This is a genomic window from Actinophytocola sp. (genome assembly GCF_036378875.1).
In the GTDB taxonomy this organism is placed as follows: domain Bacteria; phylum Actinomycetota; class Actinomycetes; order Mycobacteriales; family Pseudonocardiaceae; genus Actinophytocola.
On the sequence record NZ_DASUVO010000162.1, the window covers coordinates 1 to 16,354 of the forward strand.

At 70.3% G+C, this 16,354-nt stretch carries 14 protein-coding genes; 9 read left to right on the top strand and 5 right to left on the bottom strand.

Features of this window, described 5'->3' with window-relative positions; all coding sequences use genetic code 11:
• Positions 1-291: 291 nt before the first annotated feature.
• Entirely contained in the window at positions 292-1,440 is a 1,149-nt protein-coding gene (locus VF106_RS44875; RefSeq protein WP_330846174.1) for an epoxide hydrolase family protein, read from the bottom strand.
• A 63-nt stretch (positions 1,441-1,503) separates the two neighbouring features.
• Here VF106_RS44875 and VF106_RS44880 point away from each other — a divergent pair, with 63 nt between their 5' ends.
• Positions 1,504-2,481, top strand: a complete 978-nt coding sequence (locus VF106_RS44880) for a helix-turn-helix transcriptional regulator (protein WP_330846175.1) — start codon at positions 1,504-1,506, stop codon at positions 2,479-2,481.
• 143 nt (positions 2,482-2,624) lie between these two features.
• On the opposite strand, the gene VF106_RS44885 is transcribed toward VF106_RS44880, so the two are convergent.
• Positions 2,625-2,906, bottom strand: a complete 282-nt coding sequence (locus VF106_RS44885) for a metal-sensitive transcriptional regulator (RefSeq protein WP_330846176.1) — start codon at positions 2,904-2,906, stop codon at positions 2,625-2,627.
• Positions 2,907-3,082: 176 nt separating this feature from the next.
• Between VF106_RS44885 and VF106_RS44890 the strand changes: the two genes are divergently transcribed.
• A complete protein-coding gene (locus VF106_RS44890) occupies positions 3,083-4,867 on the top strand; it encodes a gamma-glutamyltransferase family protein (RefSeq protein ID WP_330846177.1) in 1,785 nt (594 codons plus the stop codon).
• Here the strand turns inward: VF106_RS44890 and VF106_RS44895 are convergent.
• Together VF106_RS44895 and pdxR are read right to left on the bottom strand one after the other, a co-directional pair.
• Entirely contained in the window at positions 4,849-6,291 is a 1,443-nt protein-coding gene (locus VF106_RS44895; RefSeq protein ID WP_330846178.1) for an aldehyde dehydrogenase (NADP(+)), read from the bottom strand. The two genes, VF106_RS44890 and VF106_RS44895, sit on opposite strands and share 19 nt — an antisense overlap.
• Positions 6,285-7,691 (bottom strand): MocR-like pyridoxine biosynthesis transcription factor PdxR, encoded by a 1,407-nt coding sequence (gene pdxR / locus VF106_RS44900; protein WP_330846179.1) that lies wholly within the window; start codon positions 7,689-7,691, stop codon positions 6,285-6,287. The genes VF106_RS44895 and pdxR overlap by 7 nt, the downstream gene beginning before the upstream one ends.
• Before the next feature lie 81 nt (positions 7,692-7,772).
• Between pdxR and VF106_RS44905 the strand changes: the two genes are divergently transcribed.
• Together VF106_RS44905 and VF106_RS44910 are read left to right on the top strand one after the other, a co-directional pair.
• On the top strand, positions 7,773-9,068 hold the full coding sequence (locus VF106_RS44905) for an MFS transporter (protein ID WP_330846180.1): 1,296 nt from the start codon (positions 7,773-7,775) through the stop codon (positions 9,066-9,068).
• Complete coding sequence (locus VF106_RS44910) at positions 9,007-10,758, top strand: BCCT family transporter (RefSeq protein WP_330846181.1); 1,752 nt, start codon at positions 9,007-9,009, stop codon at positions 10,756-10,758. Before VF106_RS44905 ends, VF106_RS44910 begins: the two co-directional genes overlap by 62 nt.
• Before the next feature lie 65 nt (positions 10,759-10,823).
• On the opposite strand, the gene VF106_RS44915 is transcribed toward VF106_RS44910, so the two are convergent.
• Entirely contained in the window at positions 10,824-11,843 is a 1,020-nt protein-coding gene (locus VF106_RS44915; protein ID WP_330846182.1) for a C40 family peptidase, read from the bottom strand.
• Positions 11,844-11,974: 131 nt separating this feature from the next.
• Here VF106_RS44915 and VF106_RS44920 point away from each other — a divergent pair, with 131 nt between their 5' ends.
• The 5 genes from VF106_RS44920 to VF106_RS44940 are packed head-to-tail and all read left to right on the top strand — an operon-like array spanning position 11,975 to position 16,325.
• Complete coding sequence (locus VF106_RS44920; RefSeq protein ID WP_330846183.1) at positions 11,975-12,811, top strand: metallophosphoesterase family protein; 837 nt, start codon at positions 11,975-11,977, stop codon at positions 12,809-12,811.
• Positions 12,812-12,853: 42 nt separating this feature from the next.
• Entirely contained in the window at positions 12,854-13,729 is an 876-nt protein-coding gene (locus VF106_RS44925; protein WP_330846184.1) for a S1 family peptidase, read from the top strand.
• A gap of 35 nt (positions 13,730-13,764) precedes the next feature.
• Positions 13,765-14,910: an MFS transporter gene (locus VF106_RS44930; protein WP_330846185.1), complete on the top strand. Its 1,146-nt coding sequence runs from the start codon at positions 13,765-13,767 to the stop codon at positions 14,908-14,910.
• Positions 14,911-14,950: 40 nt separating this feature from the next.
• Positions 14,951-15,877 carry a GDSL-type esterase/lipase family protein gene (locus tag VF106_RS44935; RefSeq protein ID WP_330846186.1) on the top strand — a complete coding sequence of 309 codons (927 nt, stop codon included), beginning with the start codon at positions 14,951-14,953 and terminating at the stop codon, positions 15,875-15,877.
• Positions 15,878-15,926: 49 nt separating this feature from the next.
• Complete coding sequence (locus VF106_RS44940; RefSeq protein WP_330846187.1) at positions 15,927-16,325, top strand: hypothetical protein; 399 nt, start codon at positions 15,927-15,929, stop codon at positions 16,323-16,325.
• Positions 16,326-16,354 lie beyond the last annotated feature (29 nt).

Sequence of the window (16,354 nt, forward strand, 5' to 3'; positions counted from 1 at the left end):
AACCCTGGCATGGATCACCAGACACCGCCGCTGCGTCCGCGACTACGAACGACTCCCACAACACCACGCCGCCATGGTCCGTTGGACCATGATCCGCATCACCAGCCGACGCCTCACCAAATAGGTTCAGGAACGGGCTCTAAGGCACGGCCATCAGCCATGGACTTATCCAGCGCTCGTCACGCCATTTCGACAAAAGGTTCCCACGACCACATCGACACCGACGTCGAGACGACCACACAGACCATCGGGCGTGGCGCCGGCCGACGCGTACCGGCGCCACGTCGACCCTCACCGAGCACCGGCGTCGGTGTGCTCCGCGAGCAGACCGCCGTAGAAACCACGCAGGTCGGCGACCAGCACGTCCGGCGCCTGGTGGGCCGCGTAGTGACCGCCGACGGCGTACTCGTGCCACGACACCACGTTCTTGTGGTCACGGTCGACGAACCGGCGAATGGACTTGAAGTCGCCGGCGAAGGAGGCGAGTCCTATCGGCACGGTGGTGGGCTCGGTCGGCGCGTCCGTGTGCGCGTTCTCGTAGTAGAACCGCGCCGATGACGCGGACGTGCGGGTGAACCAGTAGATCGCCATGTTGGTGAGCGCGAACTCGATGTCGACCGCGTCGCCGAAGAGCTGACCGTTCCACCCGATCAGCCCTACCGGCGAGTCGGCCAGCGCGTGCGCCAGTGTCTGCGGCTGCTGGCCCTGCAACTGGCCGAACGCACCCAGGTTCTCGTGGAACCACTGCAGGTGGGCCATGGCGGCGAGCTCGTCCTCCGTCATGCCCTCGAACTCGGCGGGATCACCGCTGGGAAAGGAGAAGATCTGTGTCACGTGCACCCCGACCACGTGCGACGAGTCCACCCGACCGACCTCGGGCGAGATCATCGAGCCACCGTCGTTGCCGACCGCACCGTAGCGGTCGTAGCCGAGGCGTCGCATGAGCTCGGCCCAGGCCCGTGCCACCCGTTGCGTCGTCCAGCCGCGCTCCTTGGTGGGGCCAGAGAACCCGAAGCCGGGTATCGACGGGATGACCAGGTGGAAGGCGAGTGCCGGGTCGAGGCCGTGAGCTCGCGGGTCGGTCAGTGGACCGATGACGTCGAGGTATTCGACCACGGATCCGGGCCACCCGTGCGTGAGGACGAGTGGGAAGGCGTTCGGCTCTGGCGACCTCACGTGGAGGAAGTGGATGTTCTGGCCGTCGATCTCGGTGGTGAACTGCGGGTAGGCGTTGAGCTTGGTCTCCCAGGCGCGCCAGTCGTAGGTGTGCTGCCAGTGCGTGGCGAGACGCCGCACGTAGTCGACCGTGACGCCGTAGTCCGCGCCGGCGTCCGGCAGTTCCTCGGTCCAGCGCGTCCTGGCGAGTCGGTCACGGAGGTCGTCAAGGTCGGCCTGCGGAACGTCGATTCGGAAGGGGCGGATGTCGGTGCTGTTCGTCATGAACACAACGTTAGGAGGCTATTAGGCAGAGTTCGTTCCTAATTGAATGCCAGACTGGTCGCCATGTTGGAAACGTCCGCGAGGCTGCTTCGCCTGCTGTCGCTGCTGCAGAGTCCCCGCGACTGGACCGGTGCCGAACTGGCGGAACGGCTCGAGGTGAGTCAACGAACCGTTCGTAACGATGTCGAGCGGCTTCGAAACCTCGGCTACCCGGTGCACGCGACGCGCGGTTCGGTCGGCGGATACCGGTTGGGTGCCGGTGCGGCACTGCCGCCGTTGCTGCTGGACGACGAGGAGGCGGTGGCGGTCGCGCTGAGCCTGCGTACCGCAACCGGTGGGGCCATCGAGGGCGTCGAGGAGACGTCGCTGCGGGCGCTGGCGAAGCTGGAGCAGGTGCTGCCGTCACGGCTGCGTAGGCGTGTGCACGCCCTGCAGAGCCAGACGGTGCCGGTGCCACGGTACGACCAGACGCCGACGGCGGCGCCGGAGGTGCTGTCCGCGCTGGCGCTGGCCTGCCGGGACCGTGAGACGTTGCGGTTCGACTACGAGACGCACGGTGGCGCGCCGTCTCGGCGGGTGGTCGAGCCGTACCGCCTGGCCAACTGGGGTCGGCGTTGGTACCTGGTCGCCTACGACCTCGAACGCGACGACTGGCGCACCTTCCGGGTGGACCGCGTGGGACCGCCACGGCAACCGACCGGGCCTCGGTTCACGCCGAGGGAGCTACCGGACGACGACCTGGCGTCGTACGTGGCGCGGCGGGTGTCGGCCGCGGCGTGGCGTTATCGCGCGCGCGTGACGGTCCGCGCCCCCGCCACGGCGGTCGCGAGCCGGATCAACCCGGCCGTGGGCGTGGTGACGGCTGTCGACGACGAGACATGCGTGCTGGAGACGGGCGCGGACACGATCGACTCCTTGGCCGTCCACCTCGGGCTACTGGGGTGCGACTTCGAGGTCACGGATCCACCGGAACTGGTGGTGCACCTGCGAGAGCTGGCCGGGCGCTACCAGCGCGCGACGGCTCGCGCTGACGGGAACTGACCAAGGCGGCAACGGCTCGCGTGGCCGGAACACCCGGAAGGGAGTGGGGACCGGCACCGGCGGCGTGGCCGCGGATCAGGAACAGCTCCTCCGGCGTGCCCCGGATCAGGAGCGGGGACCAGCACCGGCGGCGTGCCCCCGGATCAGGAGCGGACCAGGCGGGCGATGGCGTCGCTGGCCTCGCGGATCTTCTCGTCGGCGTCCTTGCCGCCGTCGGCGAGGGCCTGGGCCACGCAGTGCTTGAGGTGTTCGTCCATCAGGCCCAGCGATACCGCCTGTAACGCCTTCGTGGCGGCGGAGATCTGGGTCAGCACGTCGATGCAGTACTCGTCGTTCTCGACCATGCGCTGCAGGCCGCGGATCTGGCCCTCGATGCGACGTAGACGCTTGAGGTAGCCGTCCTTGTCACTGGTGTAACCCCGCATCGACGTGCCCTTTCGCTGGATCCCGCGTTCGACCTTCTAGCATACCCGATGGGGGTACCTGACGGCAGTTTCCTCTCCAGCGTACGGACAGGCACGTGGCGGCGGCACGCGTACCCCAGGGTCGTATCAGACGAACGACCCTGCCCGCTGCCGGGCCCGGCGGTTAGCGTGGCCGTGTGTTCACTACCCGGCCGGAACTCGCCGGCACCTTCGGCATGGTGGCCTCCACTCACTGGCTCGCGTCCTCGGCGGGCATGGCGATCCTGGAGCGAGGGGGCAACGCGTTCGACGCGGCAGCCGCGGCGGCATTCACGTTGCATGTCTGCGAGCCGCACATGAACGGGCCCGGCGGCGAGGTGCCGGTGATCTTCGTGGCCGCGAGCGACCCGACCCCGCAGGTCCTATGTGGACAGGGCGTCACGCCGGGTTTGGCTTCGCCAGCGCGGTTTCGGGAGCTTGGGCTCGATCTGGTGCCCGGTACCGGGCTGCTCGCGGCGACCGTGCCCGGCGCCGTGGGCGCGTGGCTGACGCTCGTCCGGGACCACGGCACGATGCGGCTGCGCGACATCCTCGACGTCGCCATCGGCTACGCGGAGCACGGGCATCCCGTCGCGTCCGGGGTGGTCGAGACCATTGCCGCGGTGGCGGACCTGTTCCGCACGTACTGGCCCAGCTCGGCCAAGCAGTGGTTGCCGACACCGACTGCCGGCAACCTCGTCCGCAACCCCGCGCTCGCCGCGACCTACCGCCGGCTCGTCGCGGAGGCCGAGGCCGCAGGCTCGGATCGGGAACGGCAGCTCGACGCGGCGCTGTGCGCCTGGTACGAGGGCTTCGTCGCGGAGGCCATCGACGGTTTCTGCCGCACGGCGGTCATGGACGACTCGGGCCGCGCCAACTCCGGTCTGCTCACGGGCGCCGACATGGCGGCGTGGCGACCCTCGTACGAGCCGACGGTGAGCCTCGACGTGTTCGGGTGGCAGGTGCACAAGGTCGGCTCGTGGAGTCAGGGGCCGGTCCTGCTGCAGCAACTCGCCATGCTGGAGGCCCTTGACGACATGCCGGAACCGGCCAGCGCGGCGCAGATCCACCGTGTGGTGGAGGTCGCGAAGCTGGCTTTCGCCGACCGGGACGCCAACTACGGCGACGGCGCCGACCTCACTCGGTTGCTCGATCCCAGCTATGCCGCCGAACGGGCCGGGCTGGTCGGGGCCGAAGCCGGACCCGCACTGCGACATGGGAGGGGCCGGCTTCCGACGTACGCGCTGGAAGGTGGGACCGCGCCGGTGGGGCTCGGCGTCGGCGAACCCACGCTCGGGGTGGGCACGCACCCCAGCGCGACGGAAACGGACGCGGAGCCGGTTGTCAGTCCGTGGGGCACAACTCGCGGCGATACCTGCCACATCGACGTCGCCGACCGGTGGGGGAACGTCGTTTCCGCCACGCCGTCGGGTGGGTGGCTGCAGAGTTCGCCCACTGTGGACTCACTGGGGTTCTGCCTCGGCACTCGCGCGCAGATGTGCTGGCTTCAGGACGGGCTGTCCGACACCCTGGCGCCCGGCCGGCGGCCGCGCGCCACGCTGTCGCCGTCCTTCGCTGTTCGGGACGGGGTTCAGCTCTCCTTCGGCACGCCAGGTGGGGATCAGCAGGACCAGTGGCAGCTCGTCTTCTTCCTCAACCACGCCGTGCACGGGATGAACCTCCAGGCCGCGATCGACTCCCCCACCTGGCACACCACCGCCCTTGTCTCCTCGTTCTACCCTCGGCAGACGGACACGCAGCTCGTCGTCGAGGCCAGGGTCGGGCACGCCGTCGAGGATCTCCGGAAACTGGGCCACGACGTGCAAGTGGCCGATCCCTGGTCGCTCGGACGGGTGTCGGCGGTCTCCCGGGACAGCGAGACCGGGCTGCTCCGGGCCGCTGCCAACGCCCGTGGGCAGCAGGGTTACGCCGTGGGTCGGTAGACGCCGTCCATTCGGCGGGGCACGCCCAGTGGGTTGCCGTCCCGGAGCTCTTCCGGCAGCAGCGCCTGCGGCATGTTCTGGTACACCACCGGGCGCAGGAACCGCCGCAGCGACGTCGTGCCCACCGACGTGTGGCCAGCTGAGGTCGTGGCCGGGTACGGGCCGCCGTGTTGCATCGCGTACGTCACCGACACCCCCGTTGGCCAGCCGTTCCACAGGACGCGGCCCACCCGGTCGCTGAGCAGGGCCACGAGCCGCTCCACCGTCCGGTCCGGCAGGGAGCCGTGTACCGATGCGGCCAGCTCACCCGTGAACGACCGCGCGCAGGCCACCAGCTCCGCCTCCGTCGAGTACCGCACCACCATGGACACCGGGCCGAAGCACTCCGTCCGCAGCTCGGCGCGGGACGCGAGGAAGTCCGCGGCGTCGCAGCCCAACAGGGTCGGTGCGACGCCGTCGCCCGCCACCAGTACGCGAACCGCGGGATGCTTCCGCAGCTCCCCCAAAGCGGCCGCGTAGCGGGCCTCGATGTCCGTGTTGAGCAGTGGTTCGGCCACGCGGCCCGCCAGGGCGGCCGCCACGAACGACTCGAACGTCTCCGCCTCGGCTTCCGGCACGAACACCAGGCCCGGTTTGGTGCAGAACTGGCCGCCGCCAAGGGTGAACGAGGCGACGTACCCCTCCGCGATCGCCTCCGACCGCTCGACCACCGCCGGCGCGGTCACGAACACCGGGTTGACGCTGCCCATCTCCGCGTAGAACGGGATGGGATCCGGGCGGGCGCACGCAAGGTCGAACAGCGCGCGGCCACCCGCCAGGGAACCGGTGAACGCGCCCGCCTTGATCCGGCTGTCGGTCACCAGCGCTCGGCCCTCCTCGATGCCGTGCACCAGGCCGAAAGCACCTCGCGGCACGCCGGTCGACGACAACGCGGACGACACCAGCGCGGCGACACGGTCGCTCAGCAGCGGATGCCCCGGGTTCGCCTTCACCACCACGGGGCAGCCCGCGGCGAGGGCGGCGGCCGTGTCACCGCCCGCCACGCTGAACGCGAACGGGAAGTTCGACGCCCCGAACACCGCGACCGGGCCGACCGGCACCATCATGCGGCGCAGGTCGGGGCGTCCGCCCGCAGGCCAGTACGTGTCGGGCGAGTCGATCACGACCTCCAGGTGCCCGCCCTCGACGATCGTCTCCGCCAGCAGGCGCAGCTGGAACGTCGTGCGTTCGAGCTCCGCGTGCAGTCTGGGCACCTTGGGCAGGTTGGTCTCCTGGTGCGCGAGCGGCACCAGCTCGCCGGCGGCCGCGTCCAGCGTGTCCGCGACCCGCCGCAGCGCCTCAGCACGCGTGACCGACGACAGCGCCGCGAGCGGCTCCCGCGCCTCGTCGGCCGCGGACAGCAGTTCCTCCAGCACGCTCACCACACCTCACCCAACAGTCGCAACCCGTCCACGATCCGGTCCAGCTCGATGGCGCCGTAGCCGATCACCAGTCCCGGCCGGCCGGCGCCGAACCCGTAGTACCCGGCCATGTCCTCGACGCGGACGCCCTCCGCCGCGGCTCTTCGGACCAGCGCGGGCACGTCGACGTCGCCGTGCGGCCAGCCCGCGAGGTGCAGGCCCGCCGTCGACGGCACGATCTCCAGACGATCCGCGAAGTCACGCCGCAGCAGCGTCTGTATCAGCGCGCGTCGGGCAGCGTACTCGCGGGCCACGCGGCGCACGTGGCGCACGAACAACCCGTCGGCCATGAACCCGGCCATGGCGCCCTGGGTCGTCACGTCCGTCTGCCGGTCCGAGAGGCGTTTCGCGGCGAGCAGGGCCGGCACCAGCGACGGTGGCGCGACCAGAAAACCCAGCCGCAGCATCGGCAGCATGGTCTTGGAGAACGAGCCGACGTAGAGCACCCGGTCGCCTCGGTCGAGGCTGTGGAGTGGCTCGAGTGGACGGTCGGCGAAGCGGAACTCGCTGTCGTAGTCGTCCTCGATCACCACCGCGTCCGCCCGGCGTGCCCACTCCAGCAACGCCGTGCGCCGCCGCAGGGACATGGGCGGGCCGAGCGGGAACTGGTGCGACGGCGTGGCGTACACGAGCCGCGTGCCCGCCGGGATCGCCGACACGTCAACGCCTTCCGCGTCGACCGGCACGCCGACCACGTGCGCGCCGAGCGAGGTGAACAGCTCACGCGCCGGCGGGTAGCCCGGCTCCTCGACGGCCACGCGCGTCCCTGGCTCGACGAGCACGCGCGCGACGAGGTCCAGCGCCTGCTGCGCCCCGCTCGTGACGAGCACCTGCGCCGACGGGACCCGCACGGAACGGGACAGCCCGATGTGCCGCGCGATCTCCTCCCGCAACGACGGGTGGCCGGCGGGATCGCCGTAGTCGGCCATGTCCAGGGGCAGGTGACGCAGCTGCCGTGCGACCTGCCGCCGCCACGCCTCGATCGGGAACCGGCGCGCGTCCGGCACGCCAACGCTGAAGTCGTACGCCGAGCGGGGACTCGACTCCGTCCTGGCCAGTTCCTGCCAGACCGCCCTGGGGCGCACAGCGCCGGCGCCCGCCGCTGGCGGGCTGACCGGCGCCGGCGGGGTCGCGCACACGAACGTGCCGGCGCCGACCCGGCCGACGAGGAAGCCCTCCGCGGTCAGCCGCTCGTAGGCCAGCGCCACGGTGTTGCGGGACACGGACAGCTGACGCGCCAACTCGCGGGTGGGTGGCAGCCGCTCGCCGGAGCGCAGGCGGCCGTCCAGCACCGCCTCGTGCAGCTGCCGATAGATCCGGGCGGACAGATCGCCGCGCCCGGCCAGGCTGACGTGGAACTCCACCCGAGCACCGTACATTGGCCCAGTCAGACTGGTCCACATTGGCTCTTCTGTGTAGCCAATGTGCGACTTAGGTTCACAATCATGAGGATCGTTCCGCCTGCGGGCCCGGCCCGTGCTCTCGCCGCGGCTCAGCTGACCGACTCCATCGGGCTCGGCGGCTACCTGGTCTGTTCCGCGCTGTACTTCACCCGGATCGTCGGGCTGTCGCCCACCCAGGTCGGCTTCGGGCTCACGGTCGGGTGGGCGGTCGCGTTCGTCGCCGCCGTGCCGCTCGGGCATCTCGCCGACCGCCGTGGCCCGCGCGGCGTCGCGATGCTGCTGGCACTCGTCACCGCGACCGCACTGGTGCAGTTCCTGTTCGTGCGGTCGTTCGTGCCGTTCGTGCTCGCCGCGTGCCTGTACTCGAGCGCGCTCTCGGGGTTGAACGCGGCCCGGCAGGCGCTGCTCGCCGGGCTGGTGTCGGCCGCGGACCGGACGAAGGTGCGCGCGGCTCTCGCGGCGGCGATCAACGGGGGTATCGCCGTGGGCGCCGGGCTCGGCGGGCTGGCGCTGCAGATCGACACCGAAGCCGCCTACCTGGCGGTGTTCGCGGTCGACGCGGCCAGCCTCGTCGTGTCCGCGCTGGTGCTGCTGCGGTTGCCCGTCGTGGCACCGACGACCGCCACGAACGGTGAGCCGAGGCTCGCTGTCCTACGGGACAAGCCCTACGCCCTCGTGTCGCTGCTGAACATGGTGCTACAGCTGCACATCCCGATGATCACGTTGGCAATTCCACTGTGGATAGTCGAGCGGACGAGCGCGCCCGGCTGGACGGTGTCCGCGCTGCTGGTGCTGAACACGGTGTCGGTCGTGCTGTGCCAGGTGTCGGTCGCGAGCCGGGTGACCGGGTTGGCCGGCGCGGTCAGGTTCATGCGGTACGCGGGCGTCACACTGCTCGGCGCCTGCGTGGTGTTCGCCACGTCCGGGTTCGCCGGGCCGTCCTGGCTCGCGGTGGCGGTCCTGCTTGTCGCCGCGGCACTGCAGGCCGGTGCGGAGATGATGCAGGCGAGCGGGGCGTGGGAGATCAGCTTCGGTCTCGCACCGGACGGCAGGCACGGCCAGTACCAGGGCTTCTTCGGTTCTGGCTTCACTGTCGCACGCATGCTCGGCCCGCTGTTGGTGACGACGCTGGTGTTGGGTTGGGGCACCGTCGGATGGCTGGTGCTCGGCGCGATGTTCCTGGCGGCCGGCATGGCCATGGGACCGGCGGTGCGCTGGGCGCAACAGCGGCGGCCATGGTCTGGTCCACAGTTGACACCCGTTACTGTGCGAAGGCATGGATACGGACGCTCGAGAACAGGCGGCACCAGAGCCGCGACCGGATGCGGAAGTCCTTGATGACACGGCGGAACGGATCGAGGTCGCGGCGGACCGGCCGCCTGCGACCGACAGATGGGTGTTCGGCGTCACCGCCGCGTTGGCCCTGATCTTCCTCGCCTGGGGCGTGTTCGGCACCGACTCCATGGTCTCCGTGGCGGACACCGTGCTGAACAAGGGCGTGATTCCTTACGGCGGTTGGGCTTTCGTGCTCGTGGCGACCGGCTTCGTCGTGTTCGCCGTCGGACTCGCGATCAGCCGCTACGGCCGCATCCCGCTCGGCGCCGACAAGGAACGGCCCGAGTTCCGCACGGTGTCGTGGGTCGCGATGATGTTCAGCGCCGGCATGGGTATCGGCCTGATGTTCTTCGGTGTCGCCGAACCGGTCACGCACCTGATGTCCCCGCCGCCGGGCACCGCGGCACCCGCGACGGACGAGGCCGTGCACACCGCGATGGCCACCACCCTGTTCCACTGGACCGTTCATCCGTGGGCGATCTACGCGGTGGTGGGCCTCGCGATCGCCTACAGCACGTTCCGCCGCGGCCGGACGCAGCTGTTCAGCTCGGTGTTCGCGCCGCTGCTCGGCAAGCGGCGCACCGAAGGCCCGCTGGGCAGGGCGATCGACATCATGGCGATCTTCGCGACGCTGTTCGGCTCGGCCGCCTCACTCGGGCTCGGCGCGTTGCAGGTCGGCGAGGGCATGGCATATGTGGGTTGGGTCGGCGAGGCCGGCACCATGCTGCTCGTCGCGATCATCGCGGTGCTGACGATCGCGTTCGTCGCCTCGGCCGTGTCGGGGGTGGCCAAGGGGATCCAGTGGTTGTCGAACATCAACATGGTGCTCGCGTTCGTGTTGGCGGCCTTCGTGTTCGTGGTCGGTCCGACCGTCCTGATCCTGAACCTGGTGCCGGGTGCGATCGGCGACTACGTCCGCGAGTTCGCGGAGATGTCCGGCCGCACCGGCGCGACCGGCGGCGAGGAGATGCGGACCTGGCTCGGCGGCTGGACGATCTTCTACTGGGCGTGGTGGATCTCGTGGACACCGTTCGTCGGCATGTTCGTCGCGCGGATCAGCCGCGGCCGGTCGATCCGGCAGTTCGTGGCGGGCGTGATCCTCGTACCGAGCGTCGTGAGCCTGGTCTGGTTCGCGATCTTCGGCGGCGCCGCGATCCAACAGCAGCGGGCGGCACTCGCCACGCAGGGCGTGACGACCGACGAGCTGGCGTCCGGGCGGATGGCCGACCTGTTCGACCCCGGGACGTGGATCTACAACTCCACCGCCACGTCACAGGCGATGACGTTCTCGTTCCTGAACCACCTGCCACTGTCCACTGTGGCCGCGGTACTCGTGATCATCCTGGTGTCGATCTTCTTCGTGTCCGGCGCGGACGCCGCGTCGGTCGTGATGGGCACCCTGTCGCAGGGCGGTTCCGTGCACCCGCGCAGCCCGGGGGTGATCTTCTGGGGTGTGCTGACGGGTGCGGTCGCCATCGTGATGCTGATCGCGGGCGGCGGGAGCACGGACGCGCTGTCCGGGCTGCAGAACCTGACGATCATCGTGGCGGCGCCGTTCGCGCTCGTGATGGTCGGGCTGTGCTGGTCCCTGTGGCGTGACCTACGCACGGATCCGTTGATAGTCAAGGAGAACGAAATGCTGACGGCGCTGCGGGAGACCGAGGCCCGCCACATCCGGCGCCTCGGCCGGTGATCCAAGCCGGGTGCGGTCCGTCAGGCCGCACCCGGCCAGGGCCGTGGTTCGCTGGCGAGCTCCGCTCAGCCGACGACGCGGCGGATGACCGTGATCGGGCCGATCTTGTCGATGTTGGAGATCTTCACGTTCTGACCGAAGCTCGGGGCGTGCACGGCGCGGTCGGCGTCGATCGCGATGGCCACGTGGTGGACCGGCTCGTAGTAGAAGATCAGGTCGCCGGCACGCACGTTCGGCCGGCTGACCCGTTTGCCGACGGTCGCCTGCTGCCGGGACACGCGGGGCAGGTTGACGCCCACCGTGCGGAACGCCGTCTGCATGAGGCCGGAGCAGTCGTAGGAGTTGGGGCCCACCGCCCCCCACAGGTACGGCTTGCCCAGCTGGGCCAACGCGAACTGCAGCACCTCACCCGCGTCGCCGCCCGGGATGACGACGTCGCCGCTGTCGTAGTCCTCGATGCCGGCCAGCAGCGACCGCTGCTCGGGGGTCAGGTTCTCCAGCGCCGCGCTGACCTCGGCGATCTGGGCGTTGAGCGTGGCCTGGCGCTGCTGCACCTCGGTCGCGCCTGCCGACACCTTCGCCTCGAGGTCCTGGGCCTGTTTCTCGGCGGCGACCGCCTCGGCCTCGGCGTCCTCGGCGGCCGCCAGCGCGGTGTCACCCTGACGCGGCCCGCCGGTGAGGTGCTCGGCGAGGCTCGCCGCCTTCAGCTTGCCGAGCAGGTCGTCCGGGCTGTTGCTGCTGGCCAGTGCGGACAGGGCGTCGAGGTCGCCTCGTGTGGACAGCGCGTCGGCCACCTGGTCGAGGTCCTGCGCGTCGTCGGCGTGGTCGCGGAGCTTGTCGGCGTTGGCCTTGGCCTCGTCCGCCGCCTTGGTCGCGGCGGCCGACGCCTGCTGGTGAGTGGCCAGCTGCTCCTGGACGACCAGCAACTCCTCGTTGACGAGCTCGGCCTCGGCGCTCAGGTCGTAGTAGTACGCGAGCAACCCGGCCACGGTCGTCGGCTGTGCCGAGGCCGGCGCGACCAGCAAGGTCGCGGTCAGCAGGACCGCGCCGCCGATCCCGGCCAACGAAGCGGGCAGTGCACGCACCCCAGAGCTCCCCTCTCCTCCACCACCGTCGAGCCCATTGTTCAACAAAGATCACCACTCATGGTGGATTACTCGCGAACCGGGCACCAACGTCTGCACGGTAGGGCAGCGGGCATAACGCGACCGTTAGGGTGACTGGCGTGAGCAACCTCGCGGCCGTTTCCGATCTGCACGTCTCCTACCGGGAGAACCGCGAGATCGTCGAGGCGATTCGTCCCGACGACCCGGCCGACTGGCTCCTCGTGGCCGGTGACGTGGGAGAACGCGTCGCCGACATCGAGTGGTGCCTTTCGGTGCTGCGTGAGCGGTTCGCGACGGTCGTGTGGGTGCCGGGCAACCACGAGCTGTGGACCGTCAACGACGACCCGGTCCAGCTGCGGGGCGTCGAACGGTACGACGCGCTGGTGGAGATGTGCCGGCGGCTCGGTGTGGTCACCCCGGAGGACCCGTATCCGACCTGGGACGGACCCGGCGGACCGGCCACCGTGGTGCCGCTGTTCCTGGGCTACGACTACACCTGGCGGCCGGACGGCTGCGCCACCAAGGAGGAGGCACTCGCCTACGCCAACGGCACGGGCGTCGTGTGCACCGACGAGTTCATGCTGCACCCGGACCCCTACCCCAGCCGTGACGACTGGTGCCGCGCCCGCGTCACCGAGACCGAACGGCGGCTCAAGGAGGAGTGCGACCCTGACGTGCCGCTGGTGTTCGTCAACCACTATCCGCTGGTCCGCGAGCCGACGCGGATCCTGCGCTACCCGGAGTTCGCCCAGTGGTGCGGCACCGACCTGACCGCCGACTGGCACACCACGTTCAACACGGCCGCGATGGTGTACGGCCACCTGCACATCCCGAGGAGCACGGTGTACGACGGCGTGCCGTTCGAGGAGGTCTCACTGGGCTACCCGCGTGAGTGGCGGCCAAGGGCGAACCCACCACGGCTGCCGCGGCGCATCCTGCCCGCCTGATTCCACCTCAACCGTTTCGAGCTGGCATACGTGATCTAGGCAGTGAGCAGAACAAGAAGGCGCCCTCGGATCTGGGCGCTGGCGGCCGGGCTCGTCCTGGGTGCCGGCGCCGCCTTCGCCCACGTCATCACCGGCGGAACGGTGGCGTGGTCCGATCAGGCCGCCCAACCGGTCCGCCAGGAAGTGCCCACGGGGACCGAGGCCGCCCCGACGACGACCACCACGCCTCCTCCCCCGCCGCCGAGCCCCGTCCTGCCGTTCAACGCCAAGCTGACCTCGCAGGACATCCCGGTGCCTGGCGGCGGCGTGCGCAGCGGCGCCTGCAGCGGTGCGCTGATCGCCCCCGAGTGGATCGTCACGGCCGGGCACTGCTTCCGGAACATCAACGACGTCCGGATCGGCGGGACGCCGCCGTACACGATGGTCGTGACCATCGGCAAGCTCAAGGACAGCGACCCCGGTGGTTACACGGCACAGGTCGTCGACGTCCGGCAGTCGCCCGTCAACGACCTGGCGGTCGCGCGGCTGAACATCGCCATCACCGACATCGTCCCGTTGACCGTGTCCGCGACCCAGCCCGCGGTCGGCGAGCAACTCCAGTTCGCCGGTTGGGGCTCGCTCTCGGCGACCGTGCTGGGCCCGTCCGACCACCTCAAGCGCGGACAGTTCACCGTCTCGCGCATCCGGCAGTACGCACTCGAAGCGCAGTCGGACCTGCCACGCACCGTGGAGAACGGCCCGTGCCCGCAGGACTCGGGCGGCCCGTTCTTCGTCAGCGACGACGAACGCACCGGCACGCTGGTGGCCATCGTGAACACCGGCCCGCCGTGCCCCCAGCCCGGCGCGGAGATCATCGCGCGGGTCGACGTCGTGGCCCAGTGGATCCACGAGCAGACGGGGAACACCTCGCGTAGTTGACCTTGCCCTTCGGGGAAGGCCCAGCATGCCTCGGCATGTGGCTCCCTCCCGCTGGTCCGCTGCGGCGGCTCGCGTTCCTCGTCGCGGTGGACTCGGTGGGCACCGGGCTGTTCCTCACGGTCTCGGCGCTGTTCCTCACCCGGGTGGCCGGGCTTTCGGTGCCGCGGATGGCACTCGGCCTCTCGGTCGCCGGATTCGTCGCGCTGGTGGCCGCGATCCCGCTCGGGGTGTGCGGGGAGCGGGTCGGCGTCCGTCGCCTGTGGATGGGCCTGCTCGGGGTGCTGGTGATCGCGTTCGCCGTGTACCCGTTCGTCCGGTCCTTCCCGGTCCTGCTCGCGGTCATGATCGTCGTGGCGGTGGCCGAGGTCGGGGTCTCCGCAGCGCGGAGCGCCTATGTCGCGCACGTCGCCGGCCCTGACCTGCGGGTACGGGTCAGAGCGTTCAACCAGGCCGTCACCAGCGCGGGGTTCGTGGTGGGCGCCGCGGGTGCCGCCATGGTGCTGCGGTTCGACGAACCGGCCGGGTACGTGGCCCTGCTCCTCGTCAACTCCGCGTCCTTCGTGGTGGGCCTGCTCGTGCTGGCGACCATGCCGGAGGCCGCACCGGCCCGTCGCGGCCCGACGGTCGTGCTCACCGACCGCCGCTACCTCGCGGTCTGCGTGCTCAACGGGCTGCTGATGACCTACATAGCGCTGCTGACCGTGGCGCTGCCGCTGTGGATCGTGCACCGCACCGCCGCGCCCGCCTGGACCATCGGCGCGCTCGTTGCGTTCAACACCGTCCTCGTGGTGCTCTGCCAGGTTCGCGCCAGCCGCGGTTCGGAGACCGTGCCCGGCGCCGCCGCCGCGATCCGCCGGTCAGGCTGGCTGTTGCTGGTGGCCTGTGTGGTGTTCGCCGTCAGCGGGCACGTCCTCGCGCTGATTGCCGGTGTCGCCGTGCTGACCGTCGCCGAACTCCTCCACTCCGCCGGCTCGTGGGGGTTGTCGTTCGGGCTGGCGCCGGAGGCGCGACAGGGCCAGTACCTGGGCGCGTTCACCATGGGCACCCGGATCTACGACACCGTCGGCCCGGGGCTCGTCACGGCCATGACGCTCGGTGCAGGCCCGCCCGGGTGGGTGGCGCTGGGCGTGCTGTACCTGGTCCTCGCGCTGTCGCTGTCGTGGGCCGGCAGTCGCCCGTAGGTTCATGCCCCGATCACGGCGGTACGGCTACCCTGGCGGCGTGTGGCACCGATCCTGCACTCGTTCCTTCGTCGGTTCGTGTGTCGTGATCGTGGCGCTGTTGGGCGGGTGCACGGCGGAGCCCGCCGGCACGCCGACCAGCGCGACCACCACCAGCAGCGCACCACCTGCCGAGCGGGTGTACGTGTCGCTGGGCGATTCCTACGCGACCGGCTACCGCCCGGCGGACGCCGGCGCGGCCGCCGGGGCCACGCGGGACGGCTTCGCCTCACTCGTCGCCGAGCGGTCGGACCTGCGGCTGATCAATGTGGCGTGCAGCGGGGCAACGTCCGAGTCGTTGCGTGACGAGCCGGGTTGTGCGCCCTTCAACCGCGCCATCGACGCACCGGACCCGGCCGGCCGCACCCAGATCGACGCGGCGGTGGAGGCACTGCGTGCGCACGCGGGCGACGTGGGTCTGGTGACGGTGGTGATCGGCGGCAACGACCTGACGCCGTGCGCACGGGCCTCGACGGTGTCGGCGGCGGCGTCATGCGCGTCCCGAGCCGTGACCGAAGTCCGGACCAACCTTGCCGCGATCCTGCCAGCACTACGCGAAGCCGCCGGCGACGCCCCGATCGTGGGCCTGACCTACCCGGACGTGTTCCTGGGCGCGTGGGTGTCGCCGGACTTCCCGGACGGACAGAACCTCGCGCGCCTGTCCGTGCCGCTGTTCCGCGACTTCTTCAACACCGCCCTGGAAGCGGAGTACGAGAAGATCGGCGCGACGTTCGTCGACATCACCGACACGACCGGCGGCTACGAACCGCTGACGGAGCTCACCCAGGACCCCACGTACGGCCCGATCCCCGCGCCCGTGGCCAAGGTGTGCGAGCTGACCTACTTCTGCGAGCAGACCGACGTGCACCCCACCCCCGCCGGCCACCAGGCGATCGCCTCCGCCGTCCTCACCGCCACGAACCGCTGATCCAGGAAACACAGTTGTCCGGCGCGCGGCGGGCCCCGAGAATCCTCGCGTGAGCTGGGTAGCCAACGTCATGCTTTCCGTGAGCCCTTCGGACAACGGCACTGCTGCCGACTTCAGCGAGTGGCTGCGAACGGAGGCCCCGCGACGACACCACGGTCAGGGTTGCGGATTCCTTGTCTCTACCACCCAGCAGCCAACGCACTGGGGCGGCTGGAAATCGCCCGAGTGCGACGTCTGGGCGGGGGCGCTCAACCACGCCGACCTCAACGCGGTTCTCGATCACGTTCGAGCGCTGAGCTGGCAAGCGCCCAACGAGGTCCAACTGTTCATCATGGACCAGGAGGAGGTCTTCTTCCGGCTGTTGATGTTCCGGGATGGCGAGCTCAGGCAGTACGCACCCACCAGCCCCACCGAGGACGACGAGGATTTCTTCCCGCCGGAGCCATGAAAACCGGGCGCACCCGCTTCGCGGTATGC

Coding starts and splice junctions, on each gene's coding strand:
- VF106_RS44875 (WP_330846174.1), bottom strand. CDS start 1,440: ATGACGAACAGCACCGACATCCGCCCCTTCCGAATCGACGTTCCGCAG.
- VF106_RS44880 (WP_330846175.1), top strand. CDS start 1,504: ATGTTGGAAACGTCCGCGAGGCTGCTTCGCCTGCTGTCGCTGCTGCAG.
- VF106_RS44885 (WP_330846176.1), bottom strand. CDS start 2,906: ATGCGGGGTTACACCAGTGACAAGGACGGCTACCTCAAGCGTCTACGT.
- VF106_RS44905 (WP_330846180.1), top strand. CDS start 7,773: ATGAGGATCGTTCCGCCTGCGGGCCCGGCCCGTGCTCTCGCCGCGGCT.
- VF106_RS44910 (WP_330846181.1), top strand. CDS start 9,007: ATGGATACGGACGCTCGAGAACAGGCGGCACCAGAGCCGCGACCGGAT.
- VF106_RS44930 (WP_330846185.1), top strand. CDS start 13,765: ATGTGGCTCCCTCCCGCTGGTCCGCTGCGGCGGCTCGCGTTCCTCGTC.